This window comes from Anoxynatronum sibiricum, assembly GCF_039414295.1.
GTDB lineage: Bacteria > Bacillota > Clostridia > Peptostreptococcales > Tindalliaceae > Anoxynatronum > Anoxynatronum sibiricum.
In genome coordinates this window covers 38,832-57,345 of record NZ_JBCITM010000016.1, presented here as the reverse complement: position 1 = coordinate 57,345, position 18,514 = coordinate 38,832, and the positions used below count along the sequence as shown (strand labels likewise).

At 47.6% G+C, this 18,514-nt stretch carries 24 protein-coding genes and 5 tRNA genes; 16 read left to right on the top strand and 13 right to left on the bottom strand.

The annotated features are described in order from the left end of the window. The first annotated feature begins 9 nt into the window (after positions 1-9). The 13 genes from AAIG11_RS13560 (at position 10) to AAIG11_RS13500 (ending at position 8,081) form a co-directional block, all read left to right on the top strand. Entirely contained in the window at positions 10-939 is a 930-nt protein-coding gene (locus AAIG11_RS13560; protein ID WP_343186770.1) for a ketopantoate reductase family protein, read from the top strand. 37 nt (positions 940-976) lie between these two features. Beyond that, the gene (locus tag AAIG11_RS13555; RefSeq protein WP_343186769.1) at positions 977-1,672 is read left to right on the top strand and encodes a TIGR01906 family membrane protein; all 696 of its coding nucleotides are present in this window, start codon (positions 977-979) and stop codon (positions 1,670-1,672) included. Beyond that, positions 1,669-2,655, top strand: coding sequence for an AIR synthase family protein (locus AAIG11_RS13550; RefSeq protein ID WP_343186768.1), 987 nt, complete (start codon positions 1,669-1,671; stop codon positions 2,653-2,655). The genes AAIG11_RS13555 and AAIG11_RS13550 overlap by 4 nt, the downstream gene beginning before the upstream one ends. Before the next feature lie 138 nt (positions 2,656-2,793). After that, positions 2,794-5,019: an N-acetylmuramoyl-L-alanine amidase family protein gene (locus tag AAIG11_RS13545; protein WP_343186767.1), complete on the top strand. Its 2,226-nt coding sequence runs from the start codon at positions 2,794-2,796 to the stop codon at positions 5,017-5,019. A 45-nt stretch (positions 5,020-5,064) separates the two neighbouring features. Beyond that, positions 5,065-5,586, top strand: a complete 522-nt coding sequence (locus tag AAIG11_RS13540; RefSeq protein ID WP_343186766.1) for a DUF2179 domain-containing protein — start codon at positions 5,065-5,067, stop codon at positions 5,584-5,586. Between the two features lie 40 nt (positions 5,587-5,626). Next, entirely contained in the window at positions 5,627-6,388 is a 762-nt protein-coding gene (gene rph / locus AAIG11_RS13535) for a ribonuclease PH (RefSeq protein WP_343186765.1), read from the top strand. Continuing rightward, on the top strand, positions 6,385-6,999 hold the full coding sequence (locus tag AAIG11_RS13530; RefSeq protein ID WP_343186764.1) for an XTP/dITP diphosphatase: 615 nt from the start codon (positions 6,385-6,387) through the stop codon (positions 6,997-6,999). Before rph ends, AAIG11_RS13530 begins: the two co-directional genes overlap by 4 nt. An 18-nt stretch (positions 7,000-7,017) precedes the next feature. Next, positions 7,018-7,527, top strand: a complete 510-nt coding sequence (locus tag AAIG11_RS13525; RefSeq protein ID WP_343186763.1) for a YfcE family phosphodiesterase — start codon at positions 7,018-7,020, stop codon at positions 7,525-7,527. Between the two features lie 68 nt (positions 7,528-7,595). Continuing rightward, positions 7,596-7,669, top strand: a tRNA-Gly gene (locus AAIG11_RS13520). Positions 7,670-7,733: 64 nt separating this feature from the next. Continuing rightward, a tRNA-His gene (locus AAIG11_RS13515) sits at positions 7,734-7,809 on the top strand. A 4-nt stretch (positions 7,810-7,813) separates the two neighbouring features. Continuing rightward, positions 7,814-7,889: transfer RNA gene (locus AAIG11_RS13510), tRNA-Gln, on the top strand. A 30-nt stretch (positions 7,890-7,919) separates the two neighbouring features. Then, positions 7,920-7,994 (top strand) — tRNA-Gly (locus tag AAIG11_RS13505). A 10-nt stretch (positions 7,995-8,004) separates the two neighbouring features. Continuing rightward, a tRNA-Arg gene (locus tag AAIG11_RS13500) sits at positions 8,005-8,081 on the top strand. A 435-nt stretch (positions 8,082-8,516) separates the two neighbouring features. Here the strand turns inward: AAIG11_RS13500 and AAIG11_RS13495 are convergent. Genes AAIG11_RS13495 through AAIG11_RS13485 form a run of 3 tightly spaced genes read right to left on the bottom strand, consistent with a single transcriptional unit; the run spans position 8,517 to position 10,223 of the window. Continuing rightward, positions 8,517-8,654 carry a hypothetical protein gene (locus AAIG11_RS13495; protein WP_343186762.1) on the bottom strand — a complete coding sequence of 46 codons (138 nt, stop codon included), beginning with the start codon at positions 8,652-8,654 and terminating at the stop codon, positions 8,517-8,519. A gap of 19 nt (positions 8,655-8,673) precedes the next feature. Beyond that, positions 8,674-8,934, bottom strand: a complete 261-nt coding sequence (locus AAIG11_RS13490; protein WP_343186761.1) for a hypothetical protein — start codon at positions 8,932-8,934, stop codon at positions 8,674-8,676. Positions 8,935-8,948: 14 nt separating this feature from the next. Then, a complete protein-coding gene (locus AAIG11_RS13485; protein ID WP_343186760.1) occupies positions 8,949-10,223 on the bottom strand; it encodes a tyrosine-type recombinase/integrase in 1,275 nt (424 codons plus the stop codon). A gap of 226 nt (positions 10,224-10,449) precedes the next feature. Between AAIG11_RS13485 and AAIG11_RS13480 the strand changes: the two genes are divergently transcribed. Further along, positions 10,450-10,656: a helix-turn-helix domain-containing protein gene (locus AAIG11_RS13480; RefSeq protein WP_343186759.1), complete on the top strand. Its 207-nt coding sequence runs from the start codon at positions 10,450-10,452 to the stop codon at positions 10,654-10,656. A 229-nt stretch (positions 10,657-10,885) separates the two neighbouring features. Here AAIG11_RS13480 and AAIG11_RS13475 read toward each other — a convergent pair whose 3' ends face one another. The 9 genes from AAIG11_RS13475 to AAIG11_RS13435 form a co-directional block, all read right to left on the bottom strand. Beyond that, positions 10,886-11,227 carry a hypothetical protein gene (locus AAIG11_RS13475; RefSeq protein ID WP_343186758.1) on the bottom strand — a complete coding sequence of 114 codons (342 nt, stop codon included), beginning with the start codon at positions 11,225-11,227 and terminating at the stop codon, positions 10,886-10,888. A 9-nt stretch (positions 11,228-11,236) separates the two neighbouring features. Beyond that, positions 11,237-11,410 (bottom strand): hypothetical protein, encoded by a 174-nt coding sequence (locus AAIG11_RS13470; protein ID WP_343186757.1) that lies wholly within the window; start codon positions 11,408-11,410, stop codon positions 11,237-11,239. Then, a complete protein-coding gene (locus AAIG11_RS13465; RefSeq protein ID WP_343186756.1) occupies positions 11,403-11,555 on the bottom strand; it encodes a hypothetical protein in 153 nt (50 codons plus the stop codon). Before AAIG11_RS13465 ends, AAIG11_RS13470 begins: the two co-directional genes overlap by 8 nt. Position 11,556: 1 nt before the next feature. Then, entirely contained in the window at positions 11,557-11,784 is a 228-nt protein-coding gene (locus AAIG11_RS13460; protein ID WP_343186755.1) for a hypothetical protein, read from the bottom strand. Positions 11,785-11,878: 94 nt separating this feature from the next. Further along, positions 11,879-12,055 (bottom strand): hypothetical protein, encoded by a 177-nt coding sequence (locus tag AAIG11_RS13455; RefSeq protein WP_343186754.1) that lies wholly within the window; start codon positions 12,053-12,055, stop codon positions 11,879-11,881. 19 nt (positions 12,056-12,074) lie between these two features. After that, positions 12,075-12,587, bottom strand: coding sequence for a BAR domain-containing protein (locus AAIG11_RS13450; RefSeq protein WP_343186753.1), 513 nt, complete (start codon positions 12,585-12,587; stop codon positions 12,075-12,077). 112 nt (positions 12,588-12,699) lie between these two features. Beyond that, positions 12,700-12,888: a hypothetical protein gene (locus AAIG11_RS13445; RefSeq protein ID WP_343186752.1), complete on the bottom strand. Its 189-nt coding sequence runs from the start codon at positions 12,886-12,888 to the stop codon at positions 12,700-12,702. 295 nt (positions 12,889-13,183) lie between these two features. Then, complete coding sequence (locus AAIG11_RS13440; RefSeq protein WP_343186751.1) at positions 13,184-15,439, bottom strand: DUF3987 domain-containing protein; 2,256 nt, start codon at positions 15,437-15,439, stop codon at positions 13,184-13,186. Positions 15,440-15,554: 115 nt separating this feature from the next. Next, positions 15,555-15,722: a helix-turn-helix domain-containing protein gene (locus AAIG11_RS13435; RefSeq protein WP_343186750.1), complete on the bottom strand. Its 168-nt coding sequence runs from the start codon at positions 15,720-15,722 to the stop codon at positions 15,555-15,557. Between the two features lie 136 nt (positions 15,723-15,858). On the opposite strand from AAIG11_RS13435, the gene AAIG11_RS13430 reads away from it, so the two are divergent. Next, entirely contained in the window at positions 15,859-16,662 is an 804-nt protein-coding gene (locus tag AAIG11_RS13430; protein WP_343186749.1) for a hypothetical protein, read from the top strand. 714 nt (positions 16,663-17,376) lie between these two features. Further along, positions 17,377-18,009: a stalk domain-containing protein gene (locus tag AAIG11_RS13425; RefSeq protein ID WP_343186748.1), complete on the top strand. Its 633-nt coding sequence runs from the start codon at positions 17,377-17,379 to the stop codon at positions 18,007-18,009. Between the two features lie 29 nt (positions 18,010-18,038). On the opposite strand, the gene AAIG11_RS13420 is transcribed toward AAIG11_RS13425, so the two are convergent. Then, positions 18,039-18,362, bottom strand: a complete 324-nt coding sequence (locus tag AAIG11_RS13420; protein WP_343186747.1) for a hypothetical protein — start codon at positions 18,360-18,362, stop codon at positions 18,039-18,041. Positions 18,363-18,514 lie beyond the last annotated feature (152 nt).

The following is an 18,514-nucleotide window of genomic DNA, read 5'->3' as shown; positions in this document are numbered from 1 at the left end:
AATGGATCGATGAAAATTGCAGTGGTTGGAGCGGGTGCCATGGGATGTCTCTACGGCGGACTGCTGTCAGACGTAGGTAATCAGGTATTTCTGGTGGACGTATGGCAGGAGCACGTGGATGTCATTAATCAAAAGGGTCTCAGCATCAGCGGTGTCAGTGGCGACCGCCGCATCACTTCCATACGTGCCACCACCAGTGCCATGGATGTGGGCATCTGTGATCTGGTGATCGTTTTCGTCAAATCCACGGCCACCCGACTGGCGGTGCAGCATGCCCAGCCACTCATCGGAGCGGATACCCTGGTATTGACGCTTCAAAATGGGCTGGGAAATGCGGAGGCCATCAGCGAATCCGTGGGTGAAGACAAAGTGATCGCAGGCGTAACCGCCCACGGATCCACGTTGCTGGGGCCGGGTGCCATTCGTCATGCAGGTCAGGGCCCCACGGTGATAGGCCCCCTGGTACCCAGGCAAGACAACCGTCTGGAAAAAATCTGCACAGCCTTTCAACAGGCGGGTCTGGAAACCATCGTGGATGACAATGTGATGGGACTGATCTGGGGAAAACTCATGGCGAATATTGGCATCAACGCACTCACCGCCATCACGGGTCTTCAGAATGGTGAGCTGTTACAATATGCCGAGACAGAAGAATTATTGGAAAAAGCCGTTCAGGAAGCCAGAGAAGTGGCGCGGGTGAAGGGCATTACCGTCAAAGAGGAAGACCCGGTGGCCTATGTGAAAAGCGTCTGTCGAAAAACGGCAGAAAACCGATCTTCCATGCTTCAGGACATTACCCGGGGCAGCCGGACAGAAATTGATGTCATCAACGGCGCCATCGTGGCAGAAGGTCTTCGGCTGGGCGTAGAAACGCCCGTGAACCGGGTACTGACCTTGCTGGTACGAACCATTGAGAAGAAGCCGTTGGCAGGTGAATGATATTTGGCAACAAATGAGTGATACAGGAGGAAGGAACATGACCTGGGGGAAAAGACTGCTATATGTGATCATGGGCATCTGCCTCACCATCACCGTCTGGGTATCAGCCCTGGAATGGGTCACCTACGATGTGAACCATTACATGACACAGTTTGAAAAACAGGGTTGGGTTCCACAGGCAGGAATGGATCAGGAAAACCTGGCACATACAGCAGAGGAAATTATCCGATATCTGAAAGGTGAAAAAGACGATTTTCAGACGACTGCCGTGAAAGATGGCGTGCTGCAGCCCCTTTATGATCAGCGGGAACGGGTACACATGGAAGATGTGCTGGATCTGTTTAACCAGGCCCGGCTGTTACGCAGTCTGTCACTGGCTGGGATCCTGCTGATTACCTGCTGGATGATCCTGAAAGATCCCCGCTGGAAGCGTCACTGGCTGCGAACACTTCTATTCACCGGACTGGCAAACGTGGATCTGATGATCTTGCTGGGGCTTCTCATCTGGCTGGACTTTACCAAGTACTTCACCTATTTTCACCTGCTGCTGTTTGACAATGACCTCTGGATTCTTGATCCAACGCGTCATGTGCTCATACAACTGCTGCCAGAAACCTTTTTTATCAACACTGCCATTGCCATTGGCCTCTGGGCCATGGGAACCCTGCTGGGGCTGGGAGTGGCAGGCTGGATTCTGGAAAAACGCCTGAGGAAAGGAGAAACCATGTCATGAAAATTGGCAAAGTACCAGTGGACATATTAAAAAAACTGATCATTGGCCGCATCACCACCCGCCGTGAAGAAGTGCTGGTGGGGTCAGCCGTGGGTGAAGACTGTGCCGTCCTGGATTTTGGTGATGACCTGTGCGTCATCAGTACCGATCCCATCACCGGAGCCGTGGCTGAAATTGGCAGTCTGGCCATCGACATTGCCTGCAATGATATTGCCTCCAATGGAGCTGAACCGGTGGCAGTCATGATGACAGTGCTGGCGCCGGAGGGCACCACCGCTGAAGACCTTTCCCAAATCATGGAAGATGCCGCCGGAGCAGCCAAGCGCATCAATGTGGAAATCATGGGAGGCCATACAGAAATCACCGACGTGGTGAACCGGGTGCTCATCAGCACTGTGGCCCTTGGCAAACACAGTCGTGATGCCATGGTCACCACCGCCGGTGCACAGGAAGGCGATGTAGTCTTCATGACCAAATCTGCCGGGCTGGAAGGCACCGCCATTCTGGCACACGATTTTGAAGACAAATTGAAACAGCACATTTCGCTGGAAACCCTGGAGAGGGCCAAGTCACTAAAATACCAGATCAGCGTGGTGCCTGAGGGAATGATCGCCGGAAGAGTGGGTGCCAACAGCATGCACGATGCCACCGAAGGCGGTGTGCTGGGAGCGCTATGGGAACTGGCAGAAGCTTCGGGAAAGGGGATTCAAATTGAGCTGGACAACATTCCCGTGTTGCCGGAAACCAGGGCTGTCTGCCAAGTGTTTCAGATCGATCCCTACAGACTGATCTCCAGTGGCGTCATGGTGTTAACAGTACCTCCCCAGCGACAGAAAGCCATGGAAGAGGCCCTGTCGAAAGCAGACATTCCCTGGGCGACACTGGGAACCGTCACCCAGGGTGATCGAGTGCTGGTGAAAGATGGCAAAACACTGCCCATGAACCCGCCAGATGTGGATGAACTCTACCGGGCACTGGTCTGATGAACCGCCAATGAGGTTACAGCTTCTTTACAGCTTTCCTAAATCCGTTGACGCTCCCGGTCAAGAGTGTTATAAAGGAAATGATACACAGAACAACATTGAGAATCATATTCAAAAAACACGCCGGGAGGCTTTTTAATGATGAAACGAATGCTTATGGTGTTGATGGTCTTTTTGCTCTTGTTGTCGGTTATTCCTGCTGCTGCATGGGGAGACGAGCCTCAAATTGCCGCAGAAGTGGATGAACGCAAAGTCAACTTGTACACCGTCAACCTGACGCTGGATAACCAGTACCTGGCTTCCGACGTACCGCCGGTGCTGTTTCAGTACCAGGAACAATACCGTACCCTGGTGCCTGTAGCAGCCATTGCCAGCTATGCAGGTGCAACGGTGAATTGGAATGGTGACACCCAGCAGGTCACCATCGAAAAAGACGATACCACCATTGTACTCACCATTAACAGTGCTGTGGTGAAGGTGAATGGTGAAGATAAAATTCTCCCCAGCCAGGTGCCCGCCAAAATCGTCACCTATCAAAATCGGGGACGCACCATGGTACCCGTTGCTTTTGTTGGCCAGGAACTGGGGTTGGAAGTGGGCTGGGATGAAGCCACCCGCACTGTGAAAATCACCACTCCTGAACCTGAAGAAGTGAACACACCGGCACCAGAAGCACCTTCACAGGAACAGCCTGAAGGGCAGCCGGACAACAGCACGGGCCATTATGGCGAACCTCTGGATTCCAGTGGAACCATGATTGAAGGAACTCTGAAAGACATCAACGTCACCCTGGAAGGCGATGTACCGGTAATTCGGCTTAAAACCGACAGAAAGGTGGACTACGCCACAGCCCGGCTGACAGAGCCCCACCGGCTCATTTTCGATTTGAACAATACCCAGCTTCTTATGGATGATCCGGCTAAAGTCAGAGATGACAAAACCGTTCGGGTGACGGCTCCCAGCAACAGCTATTTGTCGACAGTCCGTTCATCCCAGTTTGAAATCGATCCCCATGTGGTGCGGGTGGTGCTGGACCTGACAGATTCCACCGGCTATCACATGTCTTATGACGAAGCCGCCGGCGAAATGGTGATTCGGCTGGTCAACTATGTGGATGATGTGCGTTTTGAACAGTTCAACACAAAAGACGTGTTGGTGATTGAGGGCAGTCATCTGGAAAATTACCACCTGCAAATGGACGGTTCCCGTCGTCTGGAGGTGTTTGTGAAGGAGTCCATCCTGAACCCGGGAAGACCCATTGCCGACCGCACCATCGGGGGGAGGGTTATCAACAGTATCCGGGTCAGTGGAGTTGATCCCGATGATAACAGAAGTCTTTCAGAAATGATGGTGCGCATTGTGGTTGACCTGAATAAACAAGTGAGTGCCGAAGACCTTTATGTGCAGCAGCGAAACGGTCAGTTGATTATACACATGGAGGGCGAACCGGAAACCGGCTATCGTTATGAAGAAACTGGCTGGACCACCTCCCGCCTCACTTTCTTCGGTCAGGGACGAACGGATTACCAGGTGGCAAAAGAAGTGGGCGGCGAACTCATCAAAGTAACCATGCCGGCAGACAACATGGACATTCCCTTTGAACTGCTGGATGTGGATGATGTGATGCTGGAGTTTATCCAAATGACCACCAGCGATGACGGTCGCAATCTGGTGGCCAACATTCACGTTAAACCTGGTGTGGAAGTGGCAACAGGCACCCTGTCAAATGTGCAGGATCTGATTCTTCAGTTTACCAACAGAGACCTGAAATACAGGGAAAAGCTGATCGTGATTGATGCAGGACACGGAGGCAGTGACCCGGGAGCCAGTTCACCCAACCTGAAAATGAATGAAAAAGATGTCAATCTTGAAGTTGCACTGGAAGCCAGAAGAATGCTGGAAGCAGCCGGTTTCCGCGTGTACATGACCCGCACCGGGGACACCTATGTGGGCTTGCAGGACCGGGCCGGAGTGGCCAATCAGCTGGGAGCAGACCTGTTTATCAGCATACATGCCAACGCTGCCGGACGCACAGATATTAAGGGTGTGGAGACTCTCTACTATCCCAGCGAAGAAAACCCCATGGATTTCCGCAACAATAAGTATCTGGCAGAAATATTCCAGGATGAAATGGTGCGTACTCTCGGAGCCGCCAGTCACCGGATCAATGCCCGTGACAAACTGGTGGTGCTGCGGGAAACCAAAATGCCGGCCATCATTATAGAAATCGGCTTCCTCACCAACCCCGACGAAGAACGACTGCTGGCCACCAGCGAGTACCGCCGATTGGCGGCTCAGGGAATTTTGAACTCCACCATTCGATATTTCGAAGCAAGCTTGACCCATTTATCAACCAGACCATAGCACCCTGTGGTCTGGTTCCTTTTGGAAACTGGAAGGAGAATTATTGTGGAAGGCCTTATCGGCTATCTGTTAATCTTTATGGCAAAAGTATCTGACGTGAGCCTGGCCACCATTCGCATGATCATGGTGGTGAAGGGAAAGCGGATCCACGCGGCAGTTATCGGTTTTTTTGAAGTCAGTATTTGGATTCTGGCAGTGGGATCGGTACTCAGCAATCTGGATGATCCTATTAACGTTATTATGTACGCCTCCGGCTTTGCCACCGGAAACTACGTGGGTATCATGATTGAAGAAAAAATGGCTTTGGGCAGTTTGGTGGTCCAGGTGATCAGCTATAAAAAAGCAGAAGAACTGGTGACCATCCTGCGGGATGAAGGCTATGGGGTTACCGTTGTGGAAGGCTATGGCCGCAGCGGTGTCAATCACTTGCTCAATGTCACCATCCAGCGAAAACAGCTGGGCCGACTGAACCAGCTGCTGGACGAACACGATCAAAAGGCCTTTGTCACCGTGATGGACACCCGAGCCATCAGAGGCGGATTTTTCAGCCGCCTGAAACGCAAATAATCCAACACAAATCCCATCAAATAGAAACGAGGCGACATAGATGCGAATAGACGGAAGAAAAGAGAATCAACTGCGGCCGGTCACCTTTACCCGCAACTTTACCTCCCACGCCATGGGTTCAGTACTGACAGAAATGGGCAATACAAAAGTCATCTGCACAGCTTTTGTGGAAGAAAAAGTGCCCTCCTTTCTCAAGGGCAGCGGCAAAGGCTGGATTACCGCCGAATACGCCATGCTTCCCAGTGCCACCCATACCCGAAAAATAAGAGAATCCACTCGTGGCAAAGTGGAGGGCCGCACCCAGGAAATCCAGCGTCTCATTGGTCGTGCCCTCCGTTCAGTGGTAGACCTCAGCCAGCTGGGTGAACGCACCATCTGGATCGACTGTGACGTGATTCAGGCTGATGGCGGTACCCGCACCGCTTCCATCACCGGCGCTTTCGTGGCATTAATGGAAGCGCTGATTAAATTGCGTGACGCCAGGCAAATCAAAGAAATTCCTGTGACCCACTACCTGGCAGCTGTCAGTGTGGGGATCGTGGAAGGGGTTCCCCTCCTTGACCTGTGCTATGAAGAAGATTCCGGCGCTTCAGTCGATATGAACATGGTGATGACCGAGCATGAACAAGTGGTGGAAATTCAGGGTTCTGGCGAAGAAGCCACTTTCAGTCTTGAAGAAATGAACACCATGATTGCCCTGGCGCGGGAAGGCATCACGGCCCTCATTGAAGCACAGAAAGAAACGGTCAACGAAATTTACCGGGAAAAACTCATTGCTTCCCAGGGTGGAGGAAAGGCATGAAACACCTGACAGCCGTCATTGCCACAGGAAACCCCCACAAGCTGGAAGAAATCGGCACCATGCTGGCAGACTTTCACATCACTGTTCGTACCATGAAAGAGGTGGGGCTGGCCGGTATGGAGATCGAAGAAACAGGCACCACCTTTGAAGAAAATGCTCTCATCAAGGCCCGGGCAGTAACGGCAGAAACCGGCATGCTGGCCCTGGCCGATGATTCCGGTCTTGAAGTGGATGCCCTGGGCGGTGCCCCTGGCGTCTATTCCGCCCGCTATGCAGGTGAAGGTGCCACCGACGAAGCCAATAATGAAAAATTGCTGGAAGCCCTTAAAGATGTTCCGCTGGAGAATCGACAGGGGCGTTTTGTCTGCGCACTGGCAGCTGTTTTTCCTGACGGCCGGGAGTTGGTGGTTCGGGGCACGGTTGAAGGCTATATCGATTTTGAGCCCATAGGCGCCCATGGGTTTGGCTATGATCCCCTTTTTCTCATACCCGCTTATCAACAGACATTTGGAGAACTGGGGCCAGTGATCAAAAACAGCATGAGTCACCGGGGCAAGGCCATTGAAGCCATGAAAGAAAAACTGGTGTCGCTGCTGGCAGAAACACCCTGAACCTGGGAGGCTGACATCATGAAGATTGGACTCATTAGTGATACCCACGGCGATTCTCACAGTATACTACAGGCACTCGAGCTGCTCCGAGACACAGACTGCATTCTCCACGCGGGCGATCTTTACCAGGATTCCCAGTGGCTGTCAACCCAGACTCATCAGCAGATCGAAGCCGTCATTGGCAATGGTGACCCGGTAACAGCCGGACCAGATCACCGGCTGTTGAAGATTGACCACCTGAACATCCTGCTATGCCATGGTCATATTCAGCGGGTGCAGCACAGCCTCACCAGTTTGTACTATTTCGGGCTTGAAAAGAAGGCAGATGTGGTGATTTTTGGCCATACCCACGTTCCGCTGGTACTGCAGCAGGGGCTGATCATCATCAATCCTGGCAGCACCTCACGACCGCGCAGTGAACACGGTTGCACCTGTGGAATACTGGAGACGGGTACTGAATCAGCATTTACATTGCTGAGTTTGAAAACCGCCCAGCCAGTGGCATATCAGCCGCTTCAATTTCAGTAATTTTGTGCTTGACAATAGAGGCAATCGATGGTAAATTAGTAGATGTGACAAAACGAAGTATCCACATTGCGGGCGTAGTTCAATGGTAGAACTTCAGCCTTCCAAGCTGACCGTGAGGGTTCGATTCCCTTCGCCCGCTCCATTTTATTCAAGCTTATATCATCCAGCTGTCGAGCCAGTTTGACAGTGAAGGACACCAACGCGTGGTGGGTGTAGTCAAGTGGTTAAGACGCAGGATTGTGGCTCCTGTATTCGTGGGTTCGAATCCCATCATCCACCCCACCATTGGGATATAGCCAAGTCGGTAAGGCAGCGGACTTTGACTCCGTCATGCGCAGGTTCGAGTCCTGCTATCCCAGCCAAAACCGGCGGGCAGTTTGTCCCGCCAATATGCGGAAGTGGCTCAGCGGTAGAGCATCGCCTTGCCAAGGCGAGGGTCGCGGGTTCGATTCCCGTCTTCCGCTCCAATATTATTATGCGGCATTAGCTCAATCGGATAGAGTACCTGACTTCGAATCAGTTGGTTGCAGGTTCGAGTCCTGCATGCCGCGCCAGACGTACCAACGGTTTCAGCGTTCACACACGTTGGAACCGTTTTTTCATGACACGAATCATGACACGAATCATGACACGAACGACACCAGCGCCATTGGTATTACCTTTACCAGTACCATCTAGGGTGGTCAAAACTACTGAAAATACCCTGTATTTATATATCTAATAGTTGCTATATAACTTTTCTTTCAACTCCCCTGGTACACAAACACACATATACACGCCACTACACAAAATACACATATTAAAGAAAACACCCTCAAACCATTGGTATTTCAACGTTTAATTTGTGTTTTCTTAAATACACAAATTCATTCTAAAACGGCTGTAACCATTGGAATTTCAACGTTTAATTTGTGTATCACGAATTAATCACAAATTAAAAGCCCTATCCGCGGATAAGGCTTTTGAAGTGTATCGATACAATATCTTTTTCAATGATCAGCGGCTTTTATTTCAGCTTTCAGCTGGTGTATCTGCCGTTTAAGGTCTGCCCGGCGCTGTTCATCGTATGTGTTAACGTGTGCCAGCATCAGCCTAGTAACGTGTACTATTTTTTCTTCAATGGTCATAAGTGCCACCCCTTATCTGTTATTTCATCCGGCATCTAGCACCAGCAAACAATAGCGTTCCGTCTGTTGAAATGCGTTCATAATCACTTTGCTTCATCCTGTGCCAGCCTTGCACGGTTTCAACTTCCACAACATGGCTGCCTATGTTTACTGGTTTTTCCTGCCTTGTTTCGGGGTCCATCAGGAAGGCCACGCCGGGTTCATCAAATACTAGGGTTCCTGTTTCCCAGCCGTCAAGCCTAAAAGCTGTTTCTTCTATGTGCTGCGCTAAATCTAACATTCATGCCGCCCCCTTTAGTAGATCATAGCCGATAGCTTGTCTGTGGCTTCCCCTTGCATATCAGGCAGACAGTGACTATAGGTGTCCAGCGTTAGGGTTATACTGGCATGGCCTAGCCGTTCAGCCACTACCTTTGGATTGATACCAGCCTGTAATAACAGCGTGGCGCACGTGTGCCGCATATCATAGAACCTGAAGCTATACTGGTACTTTTCCGGCTGTGTAGCGTCATAAGTGCCAGCCTCTTTGGCGACTTCAATGGCCTGGGCTTCAGCGGCCTTTAAAACCCTTTTGAAACCTTTTGCAACGTTTGTATGGTCTAATGGGTTACCGTTGAGTGACGGAAAAACAAGGTTGTGTTCATGGTATTTGATTTGTTCCAGGTAGGCTTCCGCTGTGGCTTCATCCCGTTCCCCTTTGGCCACTTCTTGCCGTATGCGCTCGGCTTCCACCTGGGCAGCCATTTTATCGGCGGCGTTCTGTGCCTTTTGCCGTTTCAGGCTGTCAACCAGCCCTTTTGGGATGGGCATTGATCGGCGGCTTTTGCTGGTCTTTGGTTCTGTCAGTTCCCAGACAGCGCCGTATTCTGTTCGGGATAGCGCCCGGCGTACTGATAGAGTACCGGCGTTTAAATCAATATCCTGCCATTTCAGGCCGTAGGCTTCACCAGGTCTTAGGCCAGTTAAGATAAGAAGTTCAAATAATACTTTATAGCGTATTCCTTCCGCAGCCTTTAGAACCGCCCTAGCCTGTTCCTGTGTCATGGCTTTCTGTTCTGTCTTGGTTCGCTTTGGAAGGTCTACCAGGTCGCAAGGGTTATGGTCTATCTTTTTCCATTTTACGGCCTGCTGTAGGGCGTTCCTTAGCACTGTATGGGTATAACGTACCGTCTGCGCTGAAAGGTTCTTACTGTGTAGCATGTCATTATATAGGCGCTGGATCCGTTCAGGTCTTAGGCCACTGATAGGCGTATCACCCATTTCAGGTATTACATATTGGTCTAAATTGAAGCAATAGCTTTCATATGTCTTAGCCCTTACCCGTGTAATGAGAGTGGATTTTTTCCATTCTTCCAGATATTCGCTCAATGGCTGTTTTGATGGTTCGCTAATTTCACCAGTCTTATTAAGTTCCAGCAGCTTTTCAGATAGAACGTTCACGGCGTCTTTGTGTTCACCGTTTACTACCTTTGTCCAGTCCCGGCGTTTGCCTGTTGAATCTGTGCCTAAATGAATCCGTACCCTAAATTTGTCCTTACCTAGTTTGGTTATATTGCCCTGTTTTGCCACTAGTTTTACCTCCTTTGGATTGTTTGAACAGGTCATGGTTTCGCCGCCCTACCTGGTCAATGGTGGTCAATAGCGTGTCATTAATGTGTCATGGCCATATAGGAAGAAGTGGTTTCAATGCGTTCAGCTATGGCCTACTGATACCGTATTACTTTTACTTACTTCATTATACTTCATAATACAGGATAACGCAATATAAAAGCATGAAAGAAAGGGGTTTTTTATAATGAAAATGCGCCTTCGTATTAAAGAATTACTGAAAGAGAAGGGGTTAACTCAATACAAACTAGCGCAGCTTTCAGGGGTCAGGGAATCCAGTCTTTCAGCATTGGCCAGGAATAAACAAGACGCCGTAAACCTTCGCCACCTGGAAAAGATAGCAGCAGCGCTGGAAGTAAACCCCCTGGAATTGTTTGAGGTAGAAGAAAATTAGACTTTATTTGACTTTCATATGTACCAGAACGGCGCCACCATTGGCAGCGCCACCCCAGGTCTTGCATATTACCCCCTATTCTTAACGGCCACGGCTACCCGGTTATTATTGTTAAAGCGTTCCCTTTTCAATGCCATAACGTATATTCATATTATTTTATTGGTTGGGTTCCCCGGGTCCGGTTATGGCATAAGGTCAAACAAGGTCAAAACTGTTCCGCTATGTTCCGTTATACCAGTGTGATTAAATACTTTTCTGCAAGTTCGTCCTTGCGTCGTTCTTCTGGTGTGTCCCGGTCTTTGTGCAAATACTTATCAAATATATCTGTTTTCGGCTGCCACCCCTCATGCTTAGAAGGATTGTATTTTCTGAAGGTCAACATGGTTTCCCGGTCTTTGGCCTGCTGTTCCAGGTCAACCGGTGGCATTGGTTCACCGTCTAAATGACACAATAGTCTTATATATAATTCAATCTGGCGGCTATGTGCTTTTGAGTATTCCGTATAAGATACCGGCCCTTTGTGCGTGCCGCTGAATGTCTGCTCTAATCGTTTCAGTCGTGCATGATTCATACTGTCACCTCATTCCCACAATACAGATATATGAAGGTCTGCCCGTTTCAGGTCATCCGCTGTCACTGGTTGCCCGGTGTGCCAATCAATTAAGGCCCCGGTTTCATCATGTGATGTTATTATCGCTTTGAAGCCTGTGGACATTAAAGCCTTCTCCAGTCGCTTTAGTCGTGCGTTACTCATCGTCTGCCACCTCCGGTATATCGTCAATAATAACCACACGGGCCCATTCTGGAATAGGTTCACCCGGTCTAATGATTACCACCGGTGTCATGGTTGGGTCTGCTTGTAACACCTTTTCTAATCGCTTTAGTCGTGCATTGGACATACTACCTCACCGCCTTTAGATTGCCGCCTGTGGCCTGTTCTGCGGCCTTCTCTAATGTGTCGAGCCGTGATTCTATTTCGATATTCTTTAGGATTGCCCCGGCTGTACTGGCGGCATAGATTAACACCCGTGCTTTGTCCAGCTCCATTTCATCCTTTTCAACGGCCACCACAAGCCGGTTCAATATCCTTAATACGTCGGTACTGGTTTTAATCCGTGGTCTGGCCACAAGGCCCCACCTCCTTTATTTTGTGTATTTTGTGCGATTTGTGCCGTTTTCACTGGTACATATTCGACACAAACCGCCCAAATATTGGCACCTATTATTCGTCTTTTACTGTAATGATTCGTTCCTTGTACGGTAGTTTTTCCCGCCGTGTTTCGGTTATCTTTTCCCCATCATCAACCGTGGTGATTATAACGTCGCCTTCATTGCGTACACCTTCACCGGATGCCACCGGTTCACGGCCTGATTCAAACCATTCTTTGTATTGTTTCATCGTTAACCCTTTAGGCATGTTATCCAATCCCCTTTCCAGCGTCGTATTTTTCCAGCTTTTGCCCTGCATAGTCTTTTAATGTATTCATGTTCACATGGCCTTGTAGATGGTCACTGGCTGCCTGATAACGTCGGTTGCAATCCGCTTTAACGGTGTTCCACTGTTTGATTATTTTCGCCTGCTGGTCAAGGTAGGTCTGGTAGTTTTCAAGGTCTTGTTGTCTTAAATCGTGTAACTTCTCCTGTGATTGCTCAAAATATTCTTTCTGTTCTACAAGTGCCTGGTGTGCAAGTTCCTGCAGCCGCCCACCTGTTAAGAGCGCTGAAGCCTTCGCCATGTTTTGCTGTTCGTTGGTTAGTTTCATAGCCTCGGTCTGCAGCCCGTCAATACTTTTACCATCCATCATGGCCTTCTGTATTTGTTCGTCAAGCTGTTCCAGTTGATCGCTTATTTCCTGTTGTCGCTGTTGGAATTGCTGAACCTTTGTGGCCACTGTCTGCCTTTGTTCGATAAACATTTCAAGTTTTGTCATATTTAACCCTCCAATTTTCTAATATTTTTGTTTAACGCCTGCATGACACTGTTCACAACTTCGCCGTGTATCTCTGTCATGACTTGCCAGTATTCAGATAGTATTTTTCTAATCATTCGCCCACCTCCATTATTATTTTTAGGTTTGCCATGTATTCCGCCAGCTTCAGTGGGTCTTTGAACAATAGTAACCAGGGATCCCGGTCTGGTGTTGCGTGGATTACGTAAAACTTGCACTCATATTGCCCCATGTGAACTTCAACCGTGGCACCGTCTTTGCCCCGTATTCCCCATCCCGGCATGGTTCTTGCCCCGTCTGGTACTTGTGCCTCGTCTGTTTCAAAATAAATTACGGCGTTCTTTGTAGATGGTGTAAAACCTTTCATTGGAATCCACTCATTTCATTTTAGATTTTGAGCTTCCTCCCCTTTCGGCTGTTTGAAACTATATAATAAATGTTCTATTTTGCTGGTGTTTTATTTCTGGTTTCGCCGCCCATATTTTCACCGCCTTTCTGATTCCCAATCAATAGGCCACTAGTGAATAGCTTGCAATTACTGTATCTTATAACGCCATGACACATTCATGACACGGGCGCTATTTGAAATAGTCAGGGTTTACCGCAAACGTGGGGGATGGTCTGCCCCGGCGTTTTGTTTCCACCGCTGATAAATAGCCGTGTGCTTCTAACGTTTCAAGGGTTTCCAGGGCTTCTTCAGCGTTAGGCCATTCAATCCGGTTTTTCTTCATTAGTAGGCGTGGGGTTACCAGTTCGACACCTTCAGCCTTAATAATCTTAATGGCCTTTCTAGCGCTGTCATGTTCTGCCTGTTCGTCTGCCCCTAGCGCCCGTTTAGCGTGTTCTGTGTAATAAAGAATGATTTTGAAAGCCTTTTCCATTGTTTCAGCGTCTATCTTGTAATCATCTTTCAGGTCTGCCATATGCAGCAGCCCGGCAATCCTTAGCGCTGCCCCATGTGCTTTGGCGCACCAGTCGGCGAACGCTGAATATTCGCCTGTTTCCGGTTTCAGTTTGGGTTCTAACCAGGCGGCGAACCGCTGCGATACTTCCGCAGCTTCAGGCGATAACATGAGTGCAACGTCACCATCAAGTGTTTTCAGCAGCATATAAATCATGTTTTCATAATCACGTTGTAGGTTTTCCGGCATGGGTTCCGGGTGTGTGTCCCTGTTGCCCACCATTGGGCGGGGTAATGAATACATGAACCGGGCAGATAGTCCACGCCCCCTAAACTGGGCGTTCTTTTGAATCACTTTGAGAACGTCAGGCTGTGCCGTGATTCCTACCGTTAGCGCTGGTTTTTTGATTATGTCCGCTGGTCGGCCTACCCGGTCAACCCGTATAGTGTCACCAGCGTGACCATGTAGCAAGTATTCAAAATTACTCATACCGTTTGAGTAGCGCCCGGCTGCTATTTCAATTAGGCCACCCTCGGCGCTTAATATGGCTAATCTACCGCCATTGTCTGCCATGAGGTTTACCACCTTTTCCGGCGTGGCGTCGCTTGTTGTCAATCGTGGCGCCTTCATGACTTCAAAATTCAATAGCTTTTCAGCTGCCTGCTGAAGGTCTGCCAGCGCCCCATAATCGTTGGGTTCTTTGGCCAGTGTGTTTTCACGTTTCGTTACCACCTTTTCCAGCGCTCGGTATTCGGCTTGCTGTTTAGCAATTTCCGGCGCCAGGCGCTCGGTTTCCAGCGCTTCGAATTCATCCACTGGCCGCCTTAATGCTGAAAGCGTGGCGCTTTTGCGTTCACCTGGTGGTAGAATAACCAGCGTGAATAAGTTTGTCGGTTCAATCCACCCAGGGACACCCTGAACCCTTACTTTTCCGGCGCAGCACGTGGCCAGGATGGACAGAAGAAGGGAAGCTGGTAGATCAGGCGGCACCTGTAACGCCGTTGATAGCTTTTCCACGTAGTTGGCCAATTCAGGTGGTAGAGCGTTCACCGGGAAGCATGGAAGGGCTTTTTTCTTAAAGTCTTTCACTTCCGTGAATTCTGCCTGTGCCTTAGCCATTTCTTTGCTGCCTATACTTTTAACAATTTTTTTCACCTGTGCCGGGTCCATTGGTGGGCTGCAATACTTTTCATTCTGGTATAGAAGGAATTCCAGCACCGCTTCAGGTGGCATGTTGTTCAGCATCAGGCCAGCCAGTCTGGTGAATGTTTTATCCCGTTCGCCTTCTGGTATATCACGCTGGAATTCTTCAGGTAATACCGGGTTACTGTTTATCTGTGGTTTTGCTGCCACTGTTGCGGCGCTTCCTGGCTGCCATGCTGCCCCGTCATTATGATGAAATACATACTTAGCGTCTTTACAGACTTTAGGGTAGTACATGAACCGTTCCCATTCATCAGATGAATCATCAAAGTATTCAGCGCCTACCATGTTCATTATTTGCCTGGCTTCTAGCTTGTATTGTTCCCGGCTGCTTATCCGTTCAGTGAGTACCAGCAGCCTGAAGCGCTGGGCGTGGTCTGTGTGTCTAATCGTGTTGTAAATGATGAAGGTTGTACCAGATAACGCCGTTTTACAAGCTTCTATGAAGTCGGCGCCCTGTGGTACATTGTCGGCATCCAGGGCGATTACATCCCTGTATTTTATATTGTCTTTTGTTCGTGAACCTTTCACGTAGCCGCCCACGAACCCGGCGCCGTCTTTGATTGGCTTCTGTTCTTTGTCATCCATTTCATGAAATTCATAGATAGATTGTTCAATTACTTCCGGCGTTCTTAACTTCTCTATGAACACTGGCCAGGTGGTTTCTTCCGGCCTGCAATTTGTTTCTTTACAATGTCTAACATGGCTAATAGTTATGTTCTCATTCACTGAATCACCACCTTTTGATTGTTTGCCTGTGGCGTGGTATAATAGAAGAAAGTAACGCCACTAGTTTTACCTATGAAAAGCGCCTGGATGGTTCGCCGCCCCTGGGCGCTTTTCCCTATTTTGTGCCATTGTTTAGAAAGTCATTTAACGCTGATTCTGCAATAAGATAGCGCTTTCCAGTTCTCACCGCTTCCAGCTTCCCTTCCCTAATCCAGCGCCATATAGTCGAAACCGGGCGCCGTGTTTCCATTGCTACTTCCTCAACCAGATATCTTTTTTCCATCAATTTTCACACCTTTCTTTTTTTTTCTAGTGGTTAATGTATCTCACTTGACTTCAATATATCATAGTAGTATACTGATTACAAAGGTATAACGGTATACATAAAAGTATACAAACCAAAGAAGGGCGGCGATGTGATGGAATTCAAAGTGTTATCAGAATATAAGATTGTAGATGGTTATATTGTAGGCTTTGCGCCTGTGGTCAGTTCCTATGACCCGGAATCTTCTAATTTTGGGGATGATGTTTTCAGCGAATTTACAAAAATCAAAGATGATAAATCACTTCTTAAGTTTGCCAGTAGGTACGGCTTAATAGGTATCAACCAGCGGCATTCAGCGGCGCCCAGTGATAACGAATCTTTGAGGGTGTTTGATGAAGTGGTTTCCTTATTAAGTGATGAAGAACGTAGGCTGTTAATCATAGGTGAAAAGGGAATAATGTCTTATGATTCGATTGATAGAATAATGGAAGAAGTTGAATATATGCGCCGGGTCAAAGAAGTAATAAAAAACCCCGAAGCATACCCGGACAGAACAAAAGAAATAGAAAGCCTGGCCAGGTTGAACGTTGAAGAATATAAGCGCCAGCGCCACTACATCAGCAGGGATAAAGCCGCTTCAGTTATAAGTAACAAGATTAAAGGAAGAAGTATATCCACTGTTTTGAAATACAATAAGCGCACCAATGAATATAGGTACACCCCAGAACGTGACTATACCCACCTATTGCCTGCTATATGGTTTAAGCTATACAGTTCAGTTATTGAAGAAAAGAAGGATTTGAAAGAATGCCCAGTGTGTCACCAGCTGCACGCTGGTCGTGGCGCCTGTTGCCCACCAGCCCCAGGGGAAGAAGTTTCACCTTGCACACACACTAACAAAATAAGGGAATATAGAAGAAGAAAGAGAGAAGCAACAAAAGAAGCCGCCCAGGAATAGGGCGGTTTTAATTTGTGATACACAAAATAAACGTTGGTATTTCAACGTTTGAAGGGGTTTCGTGATGAATTTGTGTATTAGAAAAAACACAAAATAAACGTTGGTATTTCAACGGTTACAGGCTGTTTTCCTTAATTTGTGTATTTTGTGTATAGACATAGAAGAAAGAAAGTACCATGCACCAGATACACAAACTTGAAAGTTTGAGATAACAAGTGATATATAAAATGAAGTCCTGAAAAGCGCTATTTCATGACACATTCATGACACGTGACACGAATAAGCATAAAAAAGAAAGGTAAACTATACTCAATTATGAGGGCAGTCAATAGCCATCAATACGTTGAAAATACTTCGATATTGACACCTAACATAAACTATATAAAACTACGTAAAACAATAAGGTTTCACACTTCGAATCAGTTGGTTGCAGGTTCGAGTCCTGCATGCCGCGCCAGCTATACCAACGTTTTCAAGCGTTGGTATTTTCTGTTTTTGCATAAAGCGTCAAGGAAGTGTCAAGAATCTCGACGGGATGGAAGTCGCGGAACCAATAGATAGTTGTATCTTTGCATTTAAAAAGAGACTTTAAATGCAACAGAAGTGTAATAATTGCCCAGTTGAATGACTGATAGAAAAATGATACAATTTAGTTGTTTACAGGGATACAGAGTTTTTCTGAATCCTGTAAAACATAAAAGAGGAGGCATGTGTATGAAGAAAACAATTGCTGGTGTGTTCGTCTTTTTGCTATTGATGACGGGTATTGTTTTTGCATCAGGGATGTATGGAAGTTTTGAAGGATTACCTATCGTGAAAGTGGTCATCAATAACAAGGAATTGGTGTCTGATGTGCCAGGAGTTGTTTTGAACGGCAGAACAATGTTACCAGTTAAAGCTATAGCAGAACAGTTTGATGCAGTTGTGAAATGGAATTCTAGCACTCAGACTGTTGATATTATTAAGCCTGAAGTGCAACTACTTGTAATTGATTTCGATGATTATTATGAGTATGAAGATATCTATGATGATGATGTCTGGGTTCTTGTAAATCCTGGCGCAAACATATTTCCTGTTGGGATGGACAATTATCTTTTAGCATATTTTGATATTGGTCCTATGCCTGAGCAACTATACACTTATCGAATCGCCTTATTTGATCCGTCGGGAAACATGTTGAAGACATCCGTATCTGAAGATTTAGTAATAGACAACTACGGTGCACATGGTGTTTTAGAAATTGAGGATCTTGCTTTAAGAGTTCCAGGTAACTACAAGCTTGCTTTTCAAATGAAGTATGGTGACAAATTTGAAACAGTTACTAACACAACAATTATAGTTGAATAGACTTAAAGCGAATGTTAAAACGCCAGTTGCTATGATGTAACTGGCGTTTTTTTTGATAGATCAATAATCAATGCATTAAGCTTTTCTGAAGCTTCCGATTGTATATCGGGCAAGCAATGACTGTATGCGTCCAAAGCAAGCATGACGCTTACATGTCCCTGCCTTTCGGCTACTACTTTTACATGAGTACCAGCCGTGAGCATCAACGTGACACACATGTGATGCAGATCATAAAGTCGAAACTCAACAAGATTTGCTTTTACAAGATTTGGCTTGAAATGCTGGTATGATATATTTGAATGATCTAAAGGATTCCCATCTTTTGATTTTGACAAAGACTGTTTGACTGCCAAAAGTTATATTTCTCTATTGCCAAAACATCGATGTCAGACCAATGAAGTGCATATGCTTCCCCTTTCTCTCCATTATGCGTATGTGTCCCAAAACGTTGTGTACCCTGAGTATTATAGCCTAACAATAATCGTATGTACCATGTGCTCTTATC